14 protein-coding genes are annotated in these 16,599 nt (G+C 32.7%); 13 read left to right on the plus strand and 1 reads right to left on the minus strand.

Annotation, left to right across the window (positions count from 1 at the left end; genetic code table 11):
• Positions 1-3: 3 nt before the first annotated feature.
• From IPN70_03065 to IPN70_03115, 11 genes are all read left to right on the plus strand, one after another.
• Entirely contained in the window at positions 4-1,098 is a 1,095-nt protein-coding gene (locus IPN70_03065) for a type II secretion system F family protein (protein ID QQS60847.1), read from the plus strand.
• On the plus strand, positions 1,095-1,547 hold the full coding sequence (locus IPN70_03070; protein ID QQS60848.1) for a prepilin-type N-terminal cleavage/methylation domain-containing protein: 453 nt from the start codon (positions 1,095-1,097) through the stop codon (positions 1,545-1,547). Before IPN70_03065 ends, IPN70_03070 begins: the two co-directional genes overlap by 4 nt.
• Positions 1,522-3,258 carry a prepilin-type N-terminal cleavage/methylation domain-containing protein gene (locus IPN70_03075; GenBank protein QQS60849.1) on the plus strand — a complete coding sequence of 579 codons (1,737 nt, stop codon included), beginning with the start codon at positions 1,522-1,524 and terminating at the stop codon, positions 3,256-3,258. The genes IPN70_03070 and IPN70_03075 overlap by 26 nt, the downstream gene beginning before the upstream one ends.
• Before the next feature lie 10 nt (positions 3,259-3,268).
• The gene (locus IPN70_03080) at positions 3,269-3,778 is read left to right on the plus strand and encodes a prepilin-type N-terminal cleavage/methylation domain-containing protein (GenBank protein QQS60850.1); all 510 of its coding nucleotides are present in this window, start codon (positions 3,269-3,271) and stop codon (positions 3,776-3,778) included.
• Complete coding sequence (locus IPN70_03085; protein ID QQS60851.1) at positions 3,756-4,169, plus strand: hypothetical protein; 414 nt, start codon at positions 3,756-3,758, stop codon at positions 4,167-4,169. Before IPN70_03080 ends, IPN70_03085 begins: the two co-directional genes overlap by 23 nt.
• Positions 4,170-4,385: 216 nt before the next feature.
• Complete coding sequence (locus tag IPN70_03090; GenBank protein QQS60852.1) at positions 4,386-5,462, plus strand: HAMP domain-containing protein; 1,077 nt, start codon at positions 4,386-4,388, stop codon at positions 5,460-5,462.
• Positions 5,463-5,472: 10 nt separating this feature from the next.
• Positions 5,473-7,662 (plus strand): PAS domain S-box protein, encoded by a 2,190-nt coding sequence (locus IPN70_03095; GenBank protein ID QQS60853.1) that lies wholly within the window; start codon positions 5,473-5,475, stop codon positions 7,660-7,662.
• Between the two features lies 1 nt (position 7,663).
• The gene (locus IPN70_03100; GenBank protein ID QQS60854.1) at positions 7,664-8,068 is read left to right on the plus strand and encodes a hemerythrin family protein; all 405 of its coding nucleotides are present in this window, start codon (positions 7,664-7,666) and stop codon (positions 8,066-8,068) included.
• An 88-nt stretch (positions 8,069-8,156) separates the two neighbouring features.
• A complete protein-coding gene (locus IPN70_03105) occupies positions 8,157-11,054 on the plus strand; it encodes a hypothetical protein (protein QQS60855.1) in 2,898 nt (965 codons plus the stop codon).
• Between the two features lie 302 nt (positions 11,055-11,356).
• Positions 11,357-12,181: a polysaccharide lyase family 7 protein gene (locus IPN70_03110; protein QQS60856.1), complete on the plus strand. Its 825-nt coding sequence runs from the start codon at positions 11,357-11,359 to the stop codon at positions 12,179-12,181.
• Between the two features lie 150 nt (positions 12,182-12,331).
• On the plus strand, positions 12,332-14,428 hold the full coding sequence (locus IPN70_03115) for a beta-propeller domain-containing protein (GenBank protein QQS60857.1): 2,097 nt from the start codon (positions 12,332-12,334) through the stop codon (positions 14,426-14,428).
• A gap of 197 nt (positions 14,429-14,625) precedes the next feature.
• Here IPN70_03115 and IPN70_03120 read toward each other — a convergent pair whose 3' ends face one another.
• Positions 14,626-15,045 (minus strand): hypothetical protein, encoded by a 420-nt coding sequence (locus IPN70_03120; GenBank protein QQS60858.1) that lies wholly within the window; start codon positions 15,043-15,045, stop codon positions 14,626-14,628.
• Between the two features lie 45 nt (positions 15,046-15,090).
• On the opposite strand from IPN70_03120, the gene IPN70_03125 reads away from it, so the two are divergent.
• Together IPN70_03125 and IPN70_03130 are read left to right on the plus strand one after the other, a co-directional pair.
• On the plus strand, positions 15,091-15,972 hold the full coding sequence (locus tag IPN70_03125) for an FAD:protein FMN transferase (protein QQS60859.1): 882 nt from the start codon (positions 15,091-15,093) through the stop codon (positions 15,970-15,972).
• A gap of 17 nt (positions 15,973-15,989) precedes the next feature.
• Complete coding sequence (locus tag IPN70_03130) at positions 15,990-16,583, plus strand: hypothetical protein (protein QQS60860.1); 594 nt, start codon at positions 15,990-15,992, stop codon at positions 16,581-16,583.
• Positions 16,584-16,599: the final 16 nt, after the last annotated feature.

Consider the following 16,599-nt stretch of genomic DNA (forward strand, 5'->3'; position numbering starts at 1 on the left):
AGTATGAAAAATGAAAAAAAAATTCCTCGTTGGTTATCTCCATTTTTGTATTTTGGATTGCAAAATAAGGCATACGAATTTATAGAAAATTTGTCATATTTTCTTTCAGCAGGACTTTCTCTTTCCGAGGCTTTGGAATCACTCAAAGAAGAAACATCTTCAAAGAGAATGAAGAAAATCATTGTAAAAATAAAAGAAGCTATTGACTCTGGAGAAATGCTATCAACTTCGTTAACGCAACAAAATTTTTTCGAAGAAGATATAATAGAAATTATTCATGCGGGAGAATTATCTGGGAATCTTGTCAATAATCTCAAACTAGTAGTACTTCTTCATGATAAAGATCGAAAATTAAAAGCAAAAATCAATTCCTCACTTTTATATGGAGGAATTATTCTTGTTGCTACCATGATAGGTGGTGTGGGGACTGCATGGTTTTCGTTACCACAAATTGCCAAAGTATATGCTGATATGAATGTAGAACTTCCAATGTTGACTCGTATACTCGTTCAATTTGGTGTTTTTGTTTCAAAATATGGATATATATTTTTCCCAATATTTTTTCTTATTGTGGCTTCGATGTTTTATTTCTTATTTAGCTTTCCAAAAACGAAATTTATCGGAAATATTTTTTTGTTTCATATCCCTTTCGTGAAAAAACTTATTCAGCAAAGTGAGGTAACTCGATTTGGGTATCTTATGGGAAATATTTCTCAATCAGGATTATCCATAAATCGCGCATTTCAGATTATGGTAGGAGCGACAACTTTTGATAATTATAAAAAACTCTATGAATTTATCGCAGGGAAAGTAACGGAAGGCATCTCTATTTCGGAGAGTTTTAAAATGTACCCAAAATCAAAAAAACTTATCCCTTCAAGTGTATTGCAAATGCTAACTTCTGCAGAAAAAACAGGAAAACTTTCAGAGACATTCTTTCGTATTAGTGATCTTTATGAATTAAAATTGGAAAATACCTCAAGAAATTTACCTATTATTATCGAGCCACTCCTTTTGATTCTCATGGGATTAGGTGTGGTTATCTTCATACTTGCAACTATGCTACCAATTTATAATCTTACAAATATTATTAAATGAGAAATTATTTTTTTAAAAAGGAAGAAAAAGGAATTTCATTGATAGAGGTTTTGACAGTAATGGCTGTTATTGGAATTTTCGCAAGTATAGGTGTGAGTGGATTTTTTTCTTTTAAAAAAGGAAATGATTTTCTTCTTTCCATAGAACAGGCAAATAATACTATTAGATTAGCGAGAATGAAGGCTTTAAATGGTAATAATGATGATGATTGGGGGGTTCATATTACTGCGAGTCAAATACTTGTTTTTAAGGGAAATGATTTCATCAATCGAAATATTTCTTATGATGAAGTCGTTAGCCTTTCGGAAGTAGCGAGCGTTTCAGGTCTTACGCAAATTATTTTTTCTAAAATGAGTGGTCTTCCTTCAGATGTGGGTGTAATATATTTTAATGATGGGAATCAAAATAAAAGTATAGAAATCAATGAAAAAGGAATGGTTATTAAATAGAAAAGGATTTAGCGTTGTTGAAGCTGTTGTTGCTACGGCAATTTTTTCTATTATAGTTGCTTCTATAATGACGAGTATTTTTTCTACCAATAGAATAGTTTTTTTCTCTGGAGAAAAATCACGAGCAACATTTCTTGCTGAAGAAGGCTTGGAAGCTACAAAAAGTATACGGGATAAGGATTTTGAAAATTTAATTGATGGTACGTATGGGCTGGATACACAGGGTGGGGAATGGATATTTAGCGGAAGTCAGGATATACAAGATATTTTTACAAGAAGTATTACCATTTCCTCTTTGAATGAAAATACTAAGAAGGTACAATCGACTATACAATGGACTCAGGATTCGGAAGAGAAAATAGTGACATTAGAAAGTCGTTTGACGAATTGGAAAATTTCAAAAATGCAAACGAATCGAGGAATGCTCGTTTTTGGAGATGGGGGAACAACTTCAGATTCGATAAAATATCGCATGTATGAAGAAGAAAGTGGCACGTGGGGTTCAGTCGCCTCTCTTGCTGATATTGATCAAACAACAACGAATAAAGCTTTGCGAACAGCTCGCGTCTATGCTTCAGAGGATCGTGATGAATATATTGCTATTTCCAGACATTTTAATGGAACACAACAATCTATTTATGCGCAGGTATATAATGGTTCTTCTTGGGGGAATGTGCAATTACTTTCTAGTTGGAATGCGAATACGTTTTTGTATGCACAAAATTATGATGGAGTTTATTTGAGTAATGGAGATTTTGTGGTAATCTACAGTGATTTTACCAATACACCAAAATTTCGAGTGTGGAATGGAACTTCATGGGGAGTACAAGTTTCAATGAAAACAGCTTCAACATATCCAAATTTTGTAGTCGCGAAGGCGAGGCCGGAGACAAAAGAAATTATGGTTGCCTTTACGGGACAAAATAGGCGTGTTTTCACACAATATTTTAATGGAGGATCGTATACTACAACAAGTTGGACATACCTCCAGCATACTACGAGTGGTGTTGCTAATACCGTTCGATTAGCAGATTTTTCTTGGAGTCCAGAAAATACTTCTGTGGGTGCTATGGTGTATTCTGAAGGAACGACAAGATACATCTCTGTAAAAGTATTTACTGCCAATGGAAGTGGTGGTGGGGCATGGTCTTCTCGTGTGAATAGTCCAACGCAAAGTAATAGTTCTATGAATGTCATGATACAAGGGCGAGAAGGAGCAAATCAATTTATGACTTGTTATAAAGATAATAAAAATCCACAGCAATTTCTTTGTTTTGAGGTGAATAGTTTTACACCCACAATAGCTACGCCAACGAATAATATAATAACAACTACAGCAGTGAGTGCTACGGGGGTTTTTGGTTTAGATTTTAATTATGCACCTAATGGTCTTTCTGGAGTCGTTGTCTATTCTGATAATACGGCTATACCAAAAATGAGAACATATAATCCATCATCTCATATATTTAGCTCAGCCATTTCTTTGCCGTCCTTAGGAAATACGGTGTATACGAATAAAATTATTGTTAATCCAGATTCTGAAGAAGCGATGTTTCTTTTTGGGGGCAGTAACAGAAGCCTTTATTCTATAGCTTTTGATTCGGTAAGCGGCACTGTCTACACAACGCCTGCTGGAAAAGCTTTGAATACACAAGGAACTAATGGATCAGCAAATACGGATCAGTGGTATGACTTTGTGTGGAAAAAATAGTTATAAGGATATGATGAAAATATTTTGCCATAATAAAAAAGGAATATCATTGATAGAATTACTTATATACATTGCTATAATGGGTATACTTTTAACGTCTATAGTTTCATTTATTACTGTGAATGAAAATATGAAAAAAAGAAATCAAGCGATTTCAGAAGTAGAAATTCAAGGTTGGGAAGCAATGCGCTTTATAACAAAATCTATCAAGAATGCACAGAGCATTACAGGTCCTATTTTTGGTGAAAATTCAGCCGTGCTTACTCTCGTTGTGGACGATGTGACTAAGAGTCCTACAATCTTTGATTTGAATGCTGGTGCTTTGCGAATAAAAGAAGGACTTTCTGATCCTGTTACTCTTACGGATTCTCGAATGATTGTGGACACACTCTCTTTTACTAATTTTGGATCAAGCACAACAAAGGGAAGTATAAAAATACAGTTTAATGGAAGCTATTTCGATACAAGTGAAAATACTGATTATCAAAAAACATTTTATGGAACAGCAACCCCGAGGTAAAAATAAAAAAGGCTATGTTCTTTTGGTTTCAGTGATATTTTTAGGATCAATAATTCTTTCTTTATCGCTTTATTTTTCTTGGTTGGCATCTTTTATGCTTCGAAATGGAATAGATTTCGCTCAGGCTCAGCAGGCTGAATATTTAGCTGATCTTTGTGTTGAGACGGCACTTCAAGAACTTTGGGACGACGGCGCTTTTACAGGTTCGTTAGTCATTGCTGATTCCGGAGGAGAATGTTCATATCAAGTAAATAATACAGGAGGAGAAAATCGACAAATAAATGCAACGGGAATAGTGAATGGAAAAACTAAAAAAATGCAAGTAGCGGTGGATGCTGTAAACGCAAATGTGAGTGTTTCTTCTTGGAAAATAGTGGCAGATTTTAATTAAAAGAAGACTATGAAAAGAGATTTTTTAAAAAAAATGAAAATAGGAACGAAACTGATTCTTTTTATGCTTCTTTCGAGCATAACTATATTGAGTATTTTTTATTTTTTTGGAAATAATTTTCAACGCGAAATATTATACTGGGAAGCACATAGAAAAGTAAGTATTTTAAAGAAAAGATTTTCTAGTTTGGAACAGACAAATATCAAAAACTTATCTATGGGTTTGGAAATTTTTTCTGAAAATTCTGAAATAAAAAATAGTTTTCTCGAAAAAGATCGTGAAAAATTATATACTTCAGTAGCCCCACTATTCAAAGGACTTAAAGAGCGATATGCTTTAACGCATTTATATTTTCATCTCCCGGACAGAACAGTTTTTTTACGTTTACACGACAAGTCATTATTTGGGGATGAAGTAAAGAGAAAAACACTTCTGAACGCAGAAAAAACGAAAGAAATTAGTTCTGGGCTAGAATTAGGAAAAACAGCTTTCGCACTTCGATCAGTCATTCCTTATTATGATAAGGATCAATTGATTGGCTATTTGGAATTTGGAAAGGAAATAGATGAATTCTTGGATATTTTGAAACAAGAAGTTGGAGATGATTTTGTCTTTTTGGGAAAGAAAGAGCTGATGGAAAGATCTGAATGGGAAAAAACAATGTCTTTGAAAGATGTATCTTCTCGTTGGGATGATAATGAAACTTATGTTTTTTTGGGAAGTACTAATAAGGATACCCACTCTTCTTGTTCTCGTTTTATAGATTTTTCTTCTACGGAAGATGAATTTGTAGGGAATGAAATTGTGACTGAGGGAGAAAAAAAATACCAATGCTCAGGTTTTTCAGTATATGATTTTGAAAAAGAAAGAACGGGAATAATTCTTTTAAAAAGTGATGTTTCTGAAACTTTAGCTTTTGGAGATAAACAGATTCTTTCCCTCGTTCTTTTTTCAGGTGGAATATTTTTTACTTTCCTTATTCTTTTTGAGATTGTAGTTTGGAGAATAATTACTTCTCCTTTGCATAGACTTCTTATTTCTATTCAAAAAGTAACTCAAAATTCAAGGAAACAAAAAATAAATATCGAATCAGGCTATGAAGTCGGAAAAATTTCTTCCGCATTTAATGAAATGATAGAGGTAGTAGAAAATGCTCGAGAAAACTTGGAAGAAAAGGTATTGAGTCGAACTGAAGAGTTGGAGAAAGTAAATAAATTTATGATAGGTCGTGAGTTAAGAATGATCGAACTTAAAAAAGAAATAAACAGATTAAAAAAAGAAAAAGAATTTTAATTGCATGACAATGAAAAAAGAAATTTCTCATATTATTTTTTTCTCAGGACTTTTTACTCTTATTGTTGTAGGTTTTTTCATAAATATATATTTTGAGAAATCAACAGAAAAAACTCTTCGAGAAGAATTGACCCGATTGAGTGAAGTTGTTAATTTGACCGTAGATTCGAAAAAAATAGCTTCTCTAGAGGGGAATTTAGAGGATGAAAAAAATGAAGAATATCTTCATTTGAGGAAACAATTCCTTCTTGTCGGAGAGGCTTTAAAAAAGTTTGATATCAGATGGATTTATTTTCTTAGAAAAGAAGGAGAATCCTGGATTTTTTTGGTAGATTCTATCGAAACAGAATCTTCTGATCATGCTTTTCCTGGAGAAGTCTACATAGATTATCCCAAAGAAATAGATTTAGTAGCAAAGAGATATGAATCATTGGTGGCGGGTCCATATACAGATCCATGGGGAATATTTATTTCTTCTTTTATTCCTGTTAAAGATTTTGAAACTGGAGAGTCGATTGGTGTTTTGGGCCTTGATATTGACGCAGATGTTTGGCAAGAAAAAATTACAAAAGCACAAATCTTTCCAAGCGTAGTAATAGGGACTCTTATTCTTTTTTGGATTTCTTTCTTTTTATATCGTCAAAAACGATCACAAAATGAAAAGAAAATTTCTATAAGAGACTTGCAATTAGAGTCTGTGACAAAAAACATTCAGGATGTGGTATATCGAGTGAATCAAGAGGGTATAATAACGTATATTTCTCCAGCTGTGGAGGCTATGTTTGGATTTTCTCCAGAAGAAATAGAAGGGAAAAGTATTGATTTTCTTCTTTTTCCTGAAATAAAAAAGGAAGAGGAAGAAAGATTTTGGCAATCATTTCAAGAAAAAAATGATAGTTTAATGAATATTTTATTGCGTCATAAAAATGGAGAGATGAGAGAAGTGGAAATTTCTGGAGTATTTATTCAAGAGAAAGAATCTATAATTGAATTTCAAGGAATAATTCATGATGTAACGAAAGAAAAAAGAATTAATCAAAAAATAGAAGCACAAACGGAAAATTTGAAAAATTCTCAAAAAGCACTTCTTAATGTTTTGGAGGATATTGAAATAGAAAAAGAAAAAATGGAGCAAGAAAAAGATAAATTAGATGCTATTTTGTATAGTATTGGAGACGGCGTGTTTGTCGTGGATCGTCATCTTAAAATAGTTATGGTGAATAATATGGTTTCTACATTGACGGGTTATTCTAATGAAGAGCTTCTTTTGAATGAAGTTTATTTTGAAAGGATGAAATTTATATCAGATGATAATGAGATGAAAAGAGATACGTTTGTAGAAGATGTAATACAAACAGGGGAAGAGAAAAAAATGATGGAGCATACAGCACTGATTCAGAAAAATGGAAATAGAATGCCTGTAGCTGATAGTGCCTCACCTTTAAAAAATAAAAAAGGAGAAGTGATTGGTTGTGTCGTTGTGTTTCGAGATGCTACAAAAGAGCGTGAAATAAATAGAATGAAGTCAGAATTTGTTTCGGTAGCATCGCACCAATTAAGAACACCTCTGACAAGTATAAAATGGTTTGCAGAACTTCTTCTTGATGAAAGTAATGTAAATTTAACCAATGAGCAGAAGGAATATGCCAAAGAAATCTATGAGGGAAATGAGCGTCTTATTGATTTAGTAAACGATCTTTTAAATGTTTCTAGAATTGAAACAGGGAAAAATTTTGTAGTAGAAATGAAAAAAACAGACATAGTTGAAATTGTAAGAGATGTGGTAAAGAAACAAATTCCGAGCGCAAAAGAAAAAAATATTACTATCGTTTTAGATGAAGAAATTCCTGAAGTCTTGCTATTGGATATTGATGGGGTTAAAATAGAACAAGTTTTCCAGAATCTTTTGAGTAATGCTATCAAATATTCTCTAGAAAACAGTGAAGTGCGATTTGGTTTCTTGGAGGAAGATCGTTCGGTATGTTTTTCTGTGAAAGACTCTGGAATAGGCATTCCTGATGATCAGAAAAAACATATGTTTGAGAAATTTTTTCGAGCAAGTAATGTTATTATGACGGAAGCACAGGGAACTGGATTGGGCCTGTATATAGCAAAGTCAATTATTGAGGGGCACGGAGGGGAGATTTGGTTTGAATCAAGTGAGAAGGGAACAACATTTTTTATTCGTTTACAAAAATAGTATGGCTTTTATCTGGAGTGATGAGTATAATCTTGGTATAGAGAGAATAGACAAACAACATAAACATTTTGCTCGTCTTATTGAAAAACTTCATAATGCTATAAATAATACAACTTTCGATCAAGAATTAGAGGGTATTATGGTTGATTTGGTGGAATATGCTCAGTATCACTTTAAAACGGAGGAATTTTATTTTGATTTGTATCAATACGAATTTTCCGAGGAACATAAAGAAGAACATAAAAAATTATTACAAAAAGCACTTGATTTTCAAAAGCAGTATAAAGAAGAAAGGGTAATTTCATTAGAAGAGTTTACTGAATTTTTAGAGGATTGGCTTGTTGATCATATGGGAGGACAAGATAGAAAATATATCCAATGCTTTCGCGAACATGGATTGTCTTAAACTTTATTCTAGAAAAAGTAAAGTATTTTGAAAACTAGCTAGTAATAAACAATAAAATTTTAAATAGAAAAATAAAAAATATAATTATATGTATCAAAAAATCCTTTTTTTATTACTCGTATTTTTTTTCTCAATTCCTTTCGGGGTTCAGGGACAAGAAATGGCAGAGACCCCCCCTCAAGCAATGGCCAATAATGAGGATTCTGAAATATTCACTATTGCCACAGTTAATATTGATAGCGTTGATGTTGTTTCAAAAGATAATAAAACATTTGATATCTCAATGGCTTTGAGTAATGAAGGTGGATTTCAGCCACAGATTGGATATTTTGTCCGATTAATTCATGTAAATGAAGATGGTTCTCAATTACTTGCAGACACAAAAACATATACGGATATTTTTGATATTGGTGAAAATTCTCGAATAGAGAAGAGTTTTTCTTATACGGTACCAGATACTATTTCAGGAACCTATGATCTCTGGGTTTTTTTGGAGAATAAGAATGGACTTTCTCTTTCGTTTACTTCGGTAAAACAGAACATTGCACTTACTGCACAAAAACAAATATTATCTTTTGATCCTTCGAAATGTTTTATTACAATTGAAAATTTAAAAACAGAACAAGCCCTTCTTTCTGAAGATATACCGAAAAGATATAATCTTTTACAAGGAGTGGATTTGGATCCAAAAAAAGAATCATTAATGTTGGAGTGTTCTATTTTTAATCCTTTTGCTGAATCAAAAGCTGTTGTTCCTCGTTTGAAAACGAAAAAACGAGCTATTCTTGGAGATACAATTTCAGAGAAAGATCTTACAGATCAAATATTTTCTTTTTCCCCTTCAGAAACAAAAACTGTAAGAATAAATATTCCTGTTCCAGAAACTCCTCAAGCGTATCAAACAATACTTTCTTTTGTTGAGAAAGGAAGTAATAGACAACTTTCTTCAGAGTTTGATCTTCATTATGTCATACAGGGAGAATCAGGGACTATTCAAAATATTCTTTTTGATAAGAATATGTATGAAAAAGGAAATACTGCTGTTATTCGTTTCTTTTGGAGCCCTTCTGCTGATGGATTTCCTTCTGCTCGAGGGGGTGTTGGAACTGAAATTACTGGTTCTCCCACAGTAGAGATTGCTATTATGGACGAGAATGGAACTGCTTGTTCTGATAAGATAGAGAGTTCTTTGAATACGAATCCCCAGCAGACTCTTTCAGTGCCTATCTTTAAAAATTGTAATAATCCAACTTCTATTGTTCGTATAAAAAATGGTGAGGGAAAAATTCTTGATGAACAAAGCGTGATGGTAATGAGCACTTTTAATGATTTCACAAAGGAAATGAAGAAAGAATCTTCTCAAGAGGAATATCAAAAAAAACTAAGCATTCTTATTCTGATAACAGTAGTGATCTCTGTAGGAATTGTTCTTTATCTTTTTTTTCGAAAGCGAAATAGTACGCATAGATTTAGAAGAAGTACGATGAATTTATTTCTTTTTCTTTTATTTCTTTTTAGTATATTGGGAATTGGTACTGAAAAAGTAAATGCATATACACAAGGATTGCGTGTAATGGGACAAGAAGGAGATCCTCTTGGTACTTTTGTTATCTATTCAGGAAGTGTTACTCTTTCTGGGAATATTGTTACAGTGACAGGAGGTGTTGTTGGGTCAGCTTGTAGTAATGCATCAGCGGAAGGATTTCTTTCTGCATCACATACACCCTCCGGAGTTGTGTGGAAAGATTTAGTAAGGAGAGCATTTTTTATAGGAGAATATGGGTTTCATCATGGAGCCCCTTTTTCTTATACGGGGAATATTCAATCGTTCACAAAATTTCCAAATAAAAATGTCGTGAACATGTACGCGGGATTAACCCTAATTGATGATTTGGATTGGATGACGATGCTTCTTGATAATGGAACATATACCATAGCACAGATAACTGCAGATAGATGGTCTAAAACATGTCGCAATGGTACTCGATGGTGTAGAAGCGTGAGTATTCTTTTTGATGTTCCTATTCCCATTCCTCCTTCCTGTCTAGGAAATAAAAACTTTCCAAACGCATCTCTTTGTTCTAATGATGAAATAAATATTACTAGGGATACACGATATACATTGGGAGAAATCTGCACACCTGCAAAATGTGAATATATTTGTGATTCGGGATATACCTTTAACGCATTTTCGAATTCGTGCACCCCCATTCCCACGCCACATCTTATTCTTTGCCCAGAAGCATTGAATCTTATAAAAGGATCAAGCGGTAGTTTAAAAGCCCAATACTGGGGTAATTATACTGGTACTCCTAATTGTTCTACTCCAGGTTTTACTGATGTAACAAATAGTTCTATTTGGTCTTCAAATAATACAACGATAGCAACTGTGAATAGAGGAACTGTACAGGCCTTAAATATTGGTAATAGTATTATTTCAGCAAGGTATAGTGGTCTTTCTGATTCTGCTTCGGTAACGGTAAGAAATGAGCAATATATACTTACTGTGACAAAAGCAGGTGACGGAGCTTCTATAAGTACCGTAAAAGCAAATAGTACTGAGTGCACTCCTTCTTGTAGTTTGACTGTGAATGGAGGAGATCCTGTTTCATTAGAAGCTATCCCTAAAACAAGTAATAATGTAATTTTTAAGGGATGGAACTCTGGGTGTAGTGGTAGGACTGAATCCTGTACAAAAAATGTGGATAGGACAGAAACAGTGATAGCAACTTTTGGCTGTAGTGATGATTATACTTGGAATTCAACTACGAATTCATGTGAAGGTGTTAGGGGGGAATGCGCAGAAAATCTACCTTGTTATGAAAAAATGCCCGAAACTAATCCTTCTACGATTCTTTGTAAAAAAGGCACTCCTAGATACCTTTCTTACTCTTCTGGAAAATTCGAATGGACATGTTCTGGTCTTGGTGGAGACATTCTTTGTACCACAAATCAATGTGCACGATATAAAGAGGTAACCCCGTAAGTTTAATAGGGGAGTGATACACTAAGATTATCAAATAAAAATGCCATAGAATGGCATTTTTATTTTTCAAAATGGGAAATAAGAAGTTATTAAAAAACAGTATCTTATGATATTCTTGTTCTAGAGTAATCTTTTAAAAAAGCATTTTAGGAGGTGAAATGGAAGAGATGGTATTTTGAAAGAAATAGTCTTTTTATTTGTTTAATTAGGAGAGGTTAGAAATGGGGATTGGGGTTGTTGAGAGAGAAAAGGCATTCTCTAGTGGAGAATAAATAGTTTTCAAGTCTTTATTATAGAAGTTTATGGTGTGGAAATATATTCTTTTTTCTTTGGGAATTGGTGTTTTGAGTATTTTTTTGTTCGAATATTTTTTTCAAAAAGATGTTGAAAAAACAACTATCGATTCTTTAGATCTTTTTTTCAAACCAAAAAATACTATTGGTCCGTATCCTTCAAAAATTATAAATCTTTCCAATTGGAAAATAACACTTCCTATCGGGACGGAAAAAAAGCCAAAATATCCTTTGGAAATTCGTCAGCCAGAACTCAATGAATATCGATTAGATCCTTGGTTTTCTCTTACTCCTGAAAAAGACGGAGTTGTTTTCCGTGCTCCAGTAAATGCTCCAACAACAGGGAATACGAAATACGCTCGATCTGAATTGAGAGAAATGAAAGATGGGGGAAAAAACTCTGCGAGTTGGTCTTCAACCGAAGGAAAACATACAATGATTCTTGATCAGGCTGTTACGGCTATCCCAAAAGTTAAACAGCATGTAGTAGCAGGTCAAATCCATGACTCAGAAGATGATGTTATTGTGATTCGTTTAGAGTATCCTAATTTATATGTAAATGTTGACGGGGAGAACGAATATGTTTTAGATGCGAATTACACATTAGGAAAAAGATTTACTGTGAAGTTTGTTGCGGAGAAAGGAAAAACTTCGATTTATTATAATAAACAAGATGATCCTGTATATGTATTAGATCTTGATTATTCCGAGGCTTATTTTAAGGCGGGTGTTTATACACAGTCAAATTGTAAAACGGAAGAAGATAAAAAATATTGTCAGAGTGATAACTATGGCGAAGTGATTCTTTATAATGTAGAAGTTATTCATATATAGTTTGTACAAAAAGAAAGTCATTTCGAAAAAAAATAAAAAAGTAAGCATTCCATATAAAGGAGAAAAATTTTTAATAAAAGTGGTGTCTATAATTTTTGAGGTAACTATGTTATTATGAAAATAGCTTTTAAAAAATAAAATTATTTGTGTATGGAAAAAAAAATGAAGATATTCCTTTCTTTTATGGGAGGGCTTGCTCTAGTCTCTATCTTTTTTATTCTTTTTGATAATTTTTATGATAAGGAAAATTCAAAGGGTATAAGCATATTTGAATCTGAAAAAAAGAAAGACGAAAGTATTGCACGTAATTCTATAAAGCAGTTTTCTTCCGAAGAAGAATTTAAACAGTATCTTGAAAATGCTGAAAAATATGAAATGAGTACTCCTCGAAATTTTGGTGAATCTGTTGATAAAAATTCTTTAATGATGGGATCTCCTAATGGTAATGGAGGTGATATGCCTTTTACTTTGGAATCTAAAAAAGGAGATAGTACGAATGCCGGAAGATTTTCTCAAACAAATGTTCAGGTTGTGGGTATTGATGAGCCAGATATTGTAAAAACCGATGGAAAAGAAATATATTATTCTCGAGAGAATGAACGATATTATTTTTATGATGATGTTACCGCATTAGAACCAAGAGGAATTTCTTTCGAAGAGAATGAAAAAAATCAAGTGCAAATAGATGCTTTACCACCATCTATTTCACCTCCTTCTTCTATTTTGCCACCAAGAGAACCAATTGAAAATGATAGTGAGACTTCCCTTATAAAAGCCTTTCCCATTGATGAAATGGTGCAAAATGGAAAAATAAAAAAGACGGGAAAGATGCTTCTTTTTGAAAATATGCTTGTGATATTTTCAGGAAATGATATTTTTGGATTTGATATTTCGAATGTAAAAAATCCGATTGAAAAATGGAAAATAGCTTCTGAGGAAAATACTTCTTTAGTTCAATCAAGAAAATTAGATAAAGAACTTTATGTAGTGAGTAATACCTTTATAAATAAAACACATCCTTGTCCTCTATATCCCTTGTCTTTGGGAGTGGATAAAATAAGTATTCCTTGTAATGAGATATATTATCCTTCTTCGGGAAGAGCTTTTATAAATTCAACCTATTCTATCTCGGTAATCAATCCAAAAAATGGATCTTTAAGAAAATCAATGTCTTTTGTTGGATCTTTGGATAATTCCACTCTCTATATGAATAAAGATTTTCTGTATATTGCTTATGGAATATACGGAGACTTTTCTAGATCTTTTTTAAATTTTATTATGGAGCAAGAGGATTTATTTTCTCCCGAAGCTTTGAAAAGAGTAGAAAAAATAGCACAGTATGATATAAGTCAGGAATCAAAAATGCTTGAATTTGGAAAGGTTATGGAAGATGAATCTTTATTCCAAAATGAAGATGATCAATTAAAGTTTTCTAATGAGCTTGAAAATAGAATGTCTCTTTTTGGAGAAAAACACAAAAGAGAAATGTATTCAACGGAAATAGTAAAAATAGCGATAAAAAATTTAGAAATTAATTCAACAGGAATTGTTCCAGGAAGACTCCTTAATCAATTTTCTTTGGATGAATATGAAGGTACTCTTCGTGTAGCAACAACGATAGATGGTAGTTTTTTTGGAGGCTCGGAATCTTCAAATGATGTCTATATTTTAGGAAAAAATCTTGAAGAAAGGGGTTCGATAAAAGATCTTGGTTTGGGGGAACAAATATACTCGGCAAGGTTTTTGGGAGATATGGGGTATGTTGTAACATTTCGTCAGACGGATCCATTTTACGTACTTGATCTTTCTAATCCTGATAAACCAAGAAAGGCGGGAGAATTGAAAATTCCTGGATATTCTTCATACTTACACCCCTTGGAGAAAAATCTTATTTTGGGAATTGGTATGGAGGAAGGGAAAGTAAAATTGTCATTATTTGATGTGAGCTCTCCGGATAATCCTCGAGAGGTAAGTAAATATCTTCTCAAAGAATATTTTTCTGAGGCGACGAATAATCATAATGCTTTTTTGGCAGACCCCAAGAATAAAATATTTTTCCTTCCTGGATCTGAAGGTGGATACGTATTCTCGTACAATGATGGGGAACTTAAAATGAAACTTGCAAGTGGTGATAAAGAAATTCAAAGAGCGGTTTATATTGATAAGTATCTCTATGTTATTGGGAAAAAATCAATATCCGTTTATGATCAAAAAAATTGGACCAAAGCAAAAGAATTTACTTTTTAGTAGGATAACAATGAGTCATTGTTATTTTCTACTGTAACTCTTACGTTTCTAGTTTAAGCCTGTGAAAATTTCGTGACAAAAGAAAATAATAATTTCATAAAATTTTTAGAGAAAAGACGTTTTTAAAAACCCCTATTTCAACCTAAAGAAGAGGGGTTTTTATTTTTTATTGAGTGATAAATAGGGAAGATTAAATTTTAAGAAGCAGATGATTTTTTACTGGAAGTACTTTTTTCTTTTGCAGCTTTTTCAGCAGCAAGACGAGCACTTTCAGCAGCCTTTTTTTGAGTAGCTAATTTTTGAGCAGCAGCTTTTTTCTCAGCAGCGATACGAGCATTTTGTTCTTCCTGATTTTTTTCAAGAACACGACGCTCTTCGTTGGCGAGTTTTTCTCTGAGTTTATTTTCCATTTCAAGTTGTTTCTCTTTAGCAAGAGCGAGTTCTTCTTCTAATTGCGTAACATAAGCAGAAATGGTATCTTTTTCTCGAATAGCTTTTTGAAACTTATCTTCCACGTCTGGGATGATATTCGTTTGATACGCCATAATAGTTCCTGAGAGAACTACAAAAAGAACGGAAGAAAAACTAAGAAGAATGGTGATGATATGTTTTTGCATACGTATCCTTTAGATATAAAAAGAAGTTTTAATAGTATAATACATATGCTTTCTGAATACAATTATCATACGAGAATAATGGGTTGTGATTTTGATTTAACCTTTCTTGCTGAGAGTGAGGAAGAAGGGGATTATTATTTTATACAAGCATTAGAAATAGCTCAAAACTATGAAGAAAAATTTTCTCGTTTTCGTAATGAGAGTGAGTTAATGCAACTCAATACAAAAAAATCAATGAAAATGACTGATGATTTTTTGGAAGTGTACGAAAAAGCTCAAATAGTATATGAAGATACGGAGGGAGGATTTAATTCTCTTATTCAAGTGGGTCGTATTGGATATGATCGTTCTTTCGAAAAAATGAAAGCAGGAGATAATATTTCTTTTGGCGATTTGAAATACAATACTTGTATGGAGGATATCCGAAGAGATAATTGTGAACTTTCTTTAAAAAAAGATCAGCGCTTAGATTTCGGGGGTTTTCTTAAGGGTTTTGTGACTCAAAAAATTGCACAAGAGAATAAATCAAAAGGATTGATAATTAATATTGGTGGGGATATTTATACAAAAGGATTGAACGCTAAAAATAAAAAATTTATTTTTACTATACTGCACCCTCAAGACGAAAAGAAAAATATTCAAGTTGTTCTTAAAGATAAAGCGCTTTGCACAAGCGGAACCTATAAAAGAAAATGGAAGTATGAAAAAAAGAATTTACATCACATTGTAAATCCTTATTCAAAAATAAGTTCAGAAAGTGATCTTATTTCGGCAAGTGTTATATGCAAGGATGGTTATATCGCAGATGCCTATGCGACATATGCAATAATTCTGGGAATAAATAAGGCTGAAAAATTTCTAGTTTCTCGAGGCGTTAATTTTGTACTTATAGATGTACATGGTAAAGTAAGAACACTGATTAATTAATAGATAATAAAAAAAATATGAAAGCATTACGAAGAATACAGAATATTCTTTTGGCGATATCACTTTTTATTCTTATGTATCTCCCTCTTTATTCTGCTTTTGGAGATGATAACTTTGTGGTGAAAGGAAATCTTTTTATGATATCCTTTTTTTCTGTATTTCTTGTTATGCTTATTCGACCTTTAGCAGATATTTTTTCTAGTCAAAAATGGCTTCGCAATTTAGTTTTGTTAAGGAAAGGATTTGGTGTTCTCTCAGCTTCGATTGTTGTGGGGTTTATGTTGGGAAATATTATTGATCCTTCTTCAAATTATTTGGCAAAAATATTTAGTGCTTCTTATTGGTCTTTAGAAAATTATGCATTCTTTGCTCACATTGGTGATATTACTGGTCTCATACTTCTTCTTACATCAAATAATCTTTCCATTATCTTTTTGAAAGGTAATTGGAAACGTATTCAGAGACTATCCTATGTTTATTTCTATGCGGGAGGAATTTATGAAGCATTTGCATTTGAGAGTGCTTTTGCTGGATATGCTATGGTAGTGGTAACAAGTGTTACTCTACTCGCTTTTTTTATAAAATTGTTAAGAAAGAGATTTGGTTGGTAGTGTAATAAAAAAGGTA

The organism is Candidatus Moraniibacteriota bacterium (assembly GCA_016699795.1).
GTDB lineage: Bacteria > Patescibacteriota > Minisyncoccia > Moranbacterales.

Excerpts from the sequence above, each read along its gene's own strand:
- IPN70_03065 (QQS60847.1), top strand. The coding sequence starts at position 4 with ATGAAAAATGAAAAAAAAATTCCTCGTTGGTTATCTCCATTTTTGTAT.
- IPN70_03070 (QQS60848.1), top strand. The coding sequence starts at position 1,095 with ATGAGAAATTATTTTTTTAAAAAGGAAGAAAAAGGAATTTCATTGATA.
- IPN70_03075 (QQS60849.1), top strand. The coding sequence starts at position 1,522 with ATGAAAAAGGAATGGTTATTAAATAGAAAAGGATTTAGCGTTGTTGAA.
- IPN70_03080 (QQS60850.1), top strand. The coding sequence starts at position 3,269 with ATGATGAAAATATTTTGCCATAATAAAAAAGGAATATCATTGATAGAA.
- IPN70_03085 (QQS60851.1), top strand. The coding sequence starts at position 3,756 with ATGGAACAGCAACCCCGAGGTAAAAATAAAAAAGGCTATGTTCTTTTG.
- IPN70_03090 (QQS60852.1), top strand. The coding sequence starts at position 4,386 with ATGGGTTTGGAAATTTTTTCTGAAAATTCTGAAATAAAAAATAGTTTT.
- IPN70_03095 (QQS60853.1), top strand. The coding sequence starts at position 5,473 with ATGAAAAAAGAAATTTCTCATATTATTTTTTTCTCAGGACTTTTTACT.
- IPN70_03100 (QQS60854.1), top strand. The coding sequence starts at position 7,664 with ATGGCTTTTATCTGGAGTGATGAGTATAATCTTGGTATAGAGAGAATA.
- IPN70_03105 (QQS60855.1), top strand. The coding sequence starts at position 8,157 with ATGTATCAAAAAATCCTTTTTTTATTACTCGTATTTTTTTTCTCAATT.
- IPN70_03110 (QQS60856.1), top strand. The coding sequence starts at position 11,357 with ATGGTGTGGAAATATATTCTTTTTTCTTTGGGAATTGGTGTTTTGAGT.
- IPN70_03115 (QQS60857.1), top strand. The coding sequence starts at position 12,332 with ATGGAAAAAAAAATGAAGATATTCCTTTCTTTTATGGGAGGGCTTGCT.
- IPN70_03120 (QQS60858.1), bottom strand. The coding sequence starts at position 15,045 with ATGCAAAAACATATCATCACCATTCTTCTTAGTTTTTCTTCCGTTCTT.
- IPN70_03125 (QQS60859.1), top strand. The coding sequence starts at position 15,091 with ATGCTTTCTGAATACAATTATCATACGAGAATAATGGGTTGTGATTTT.
- IPN70_03130 (QQS60860.1), top strand. The coding sequence starts at position 15,990 with ATGAAAGCATTACGAAGAATACAGAATATTCTTTTGGCGATATCACTT.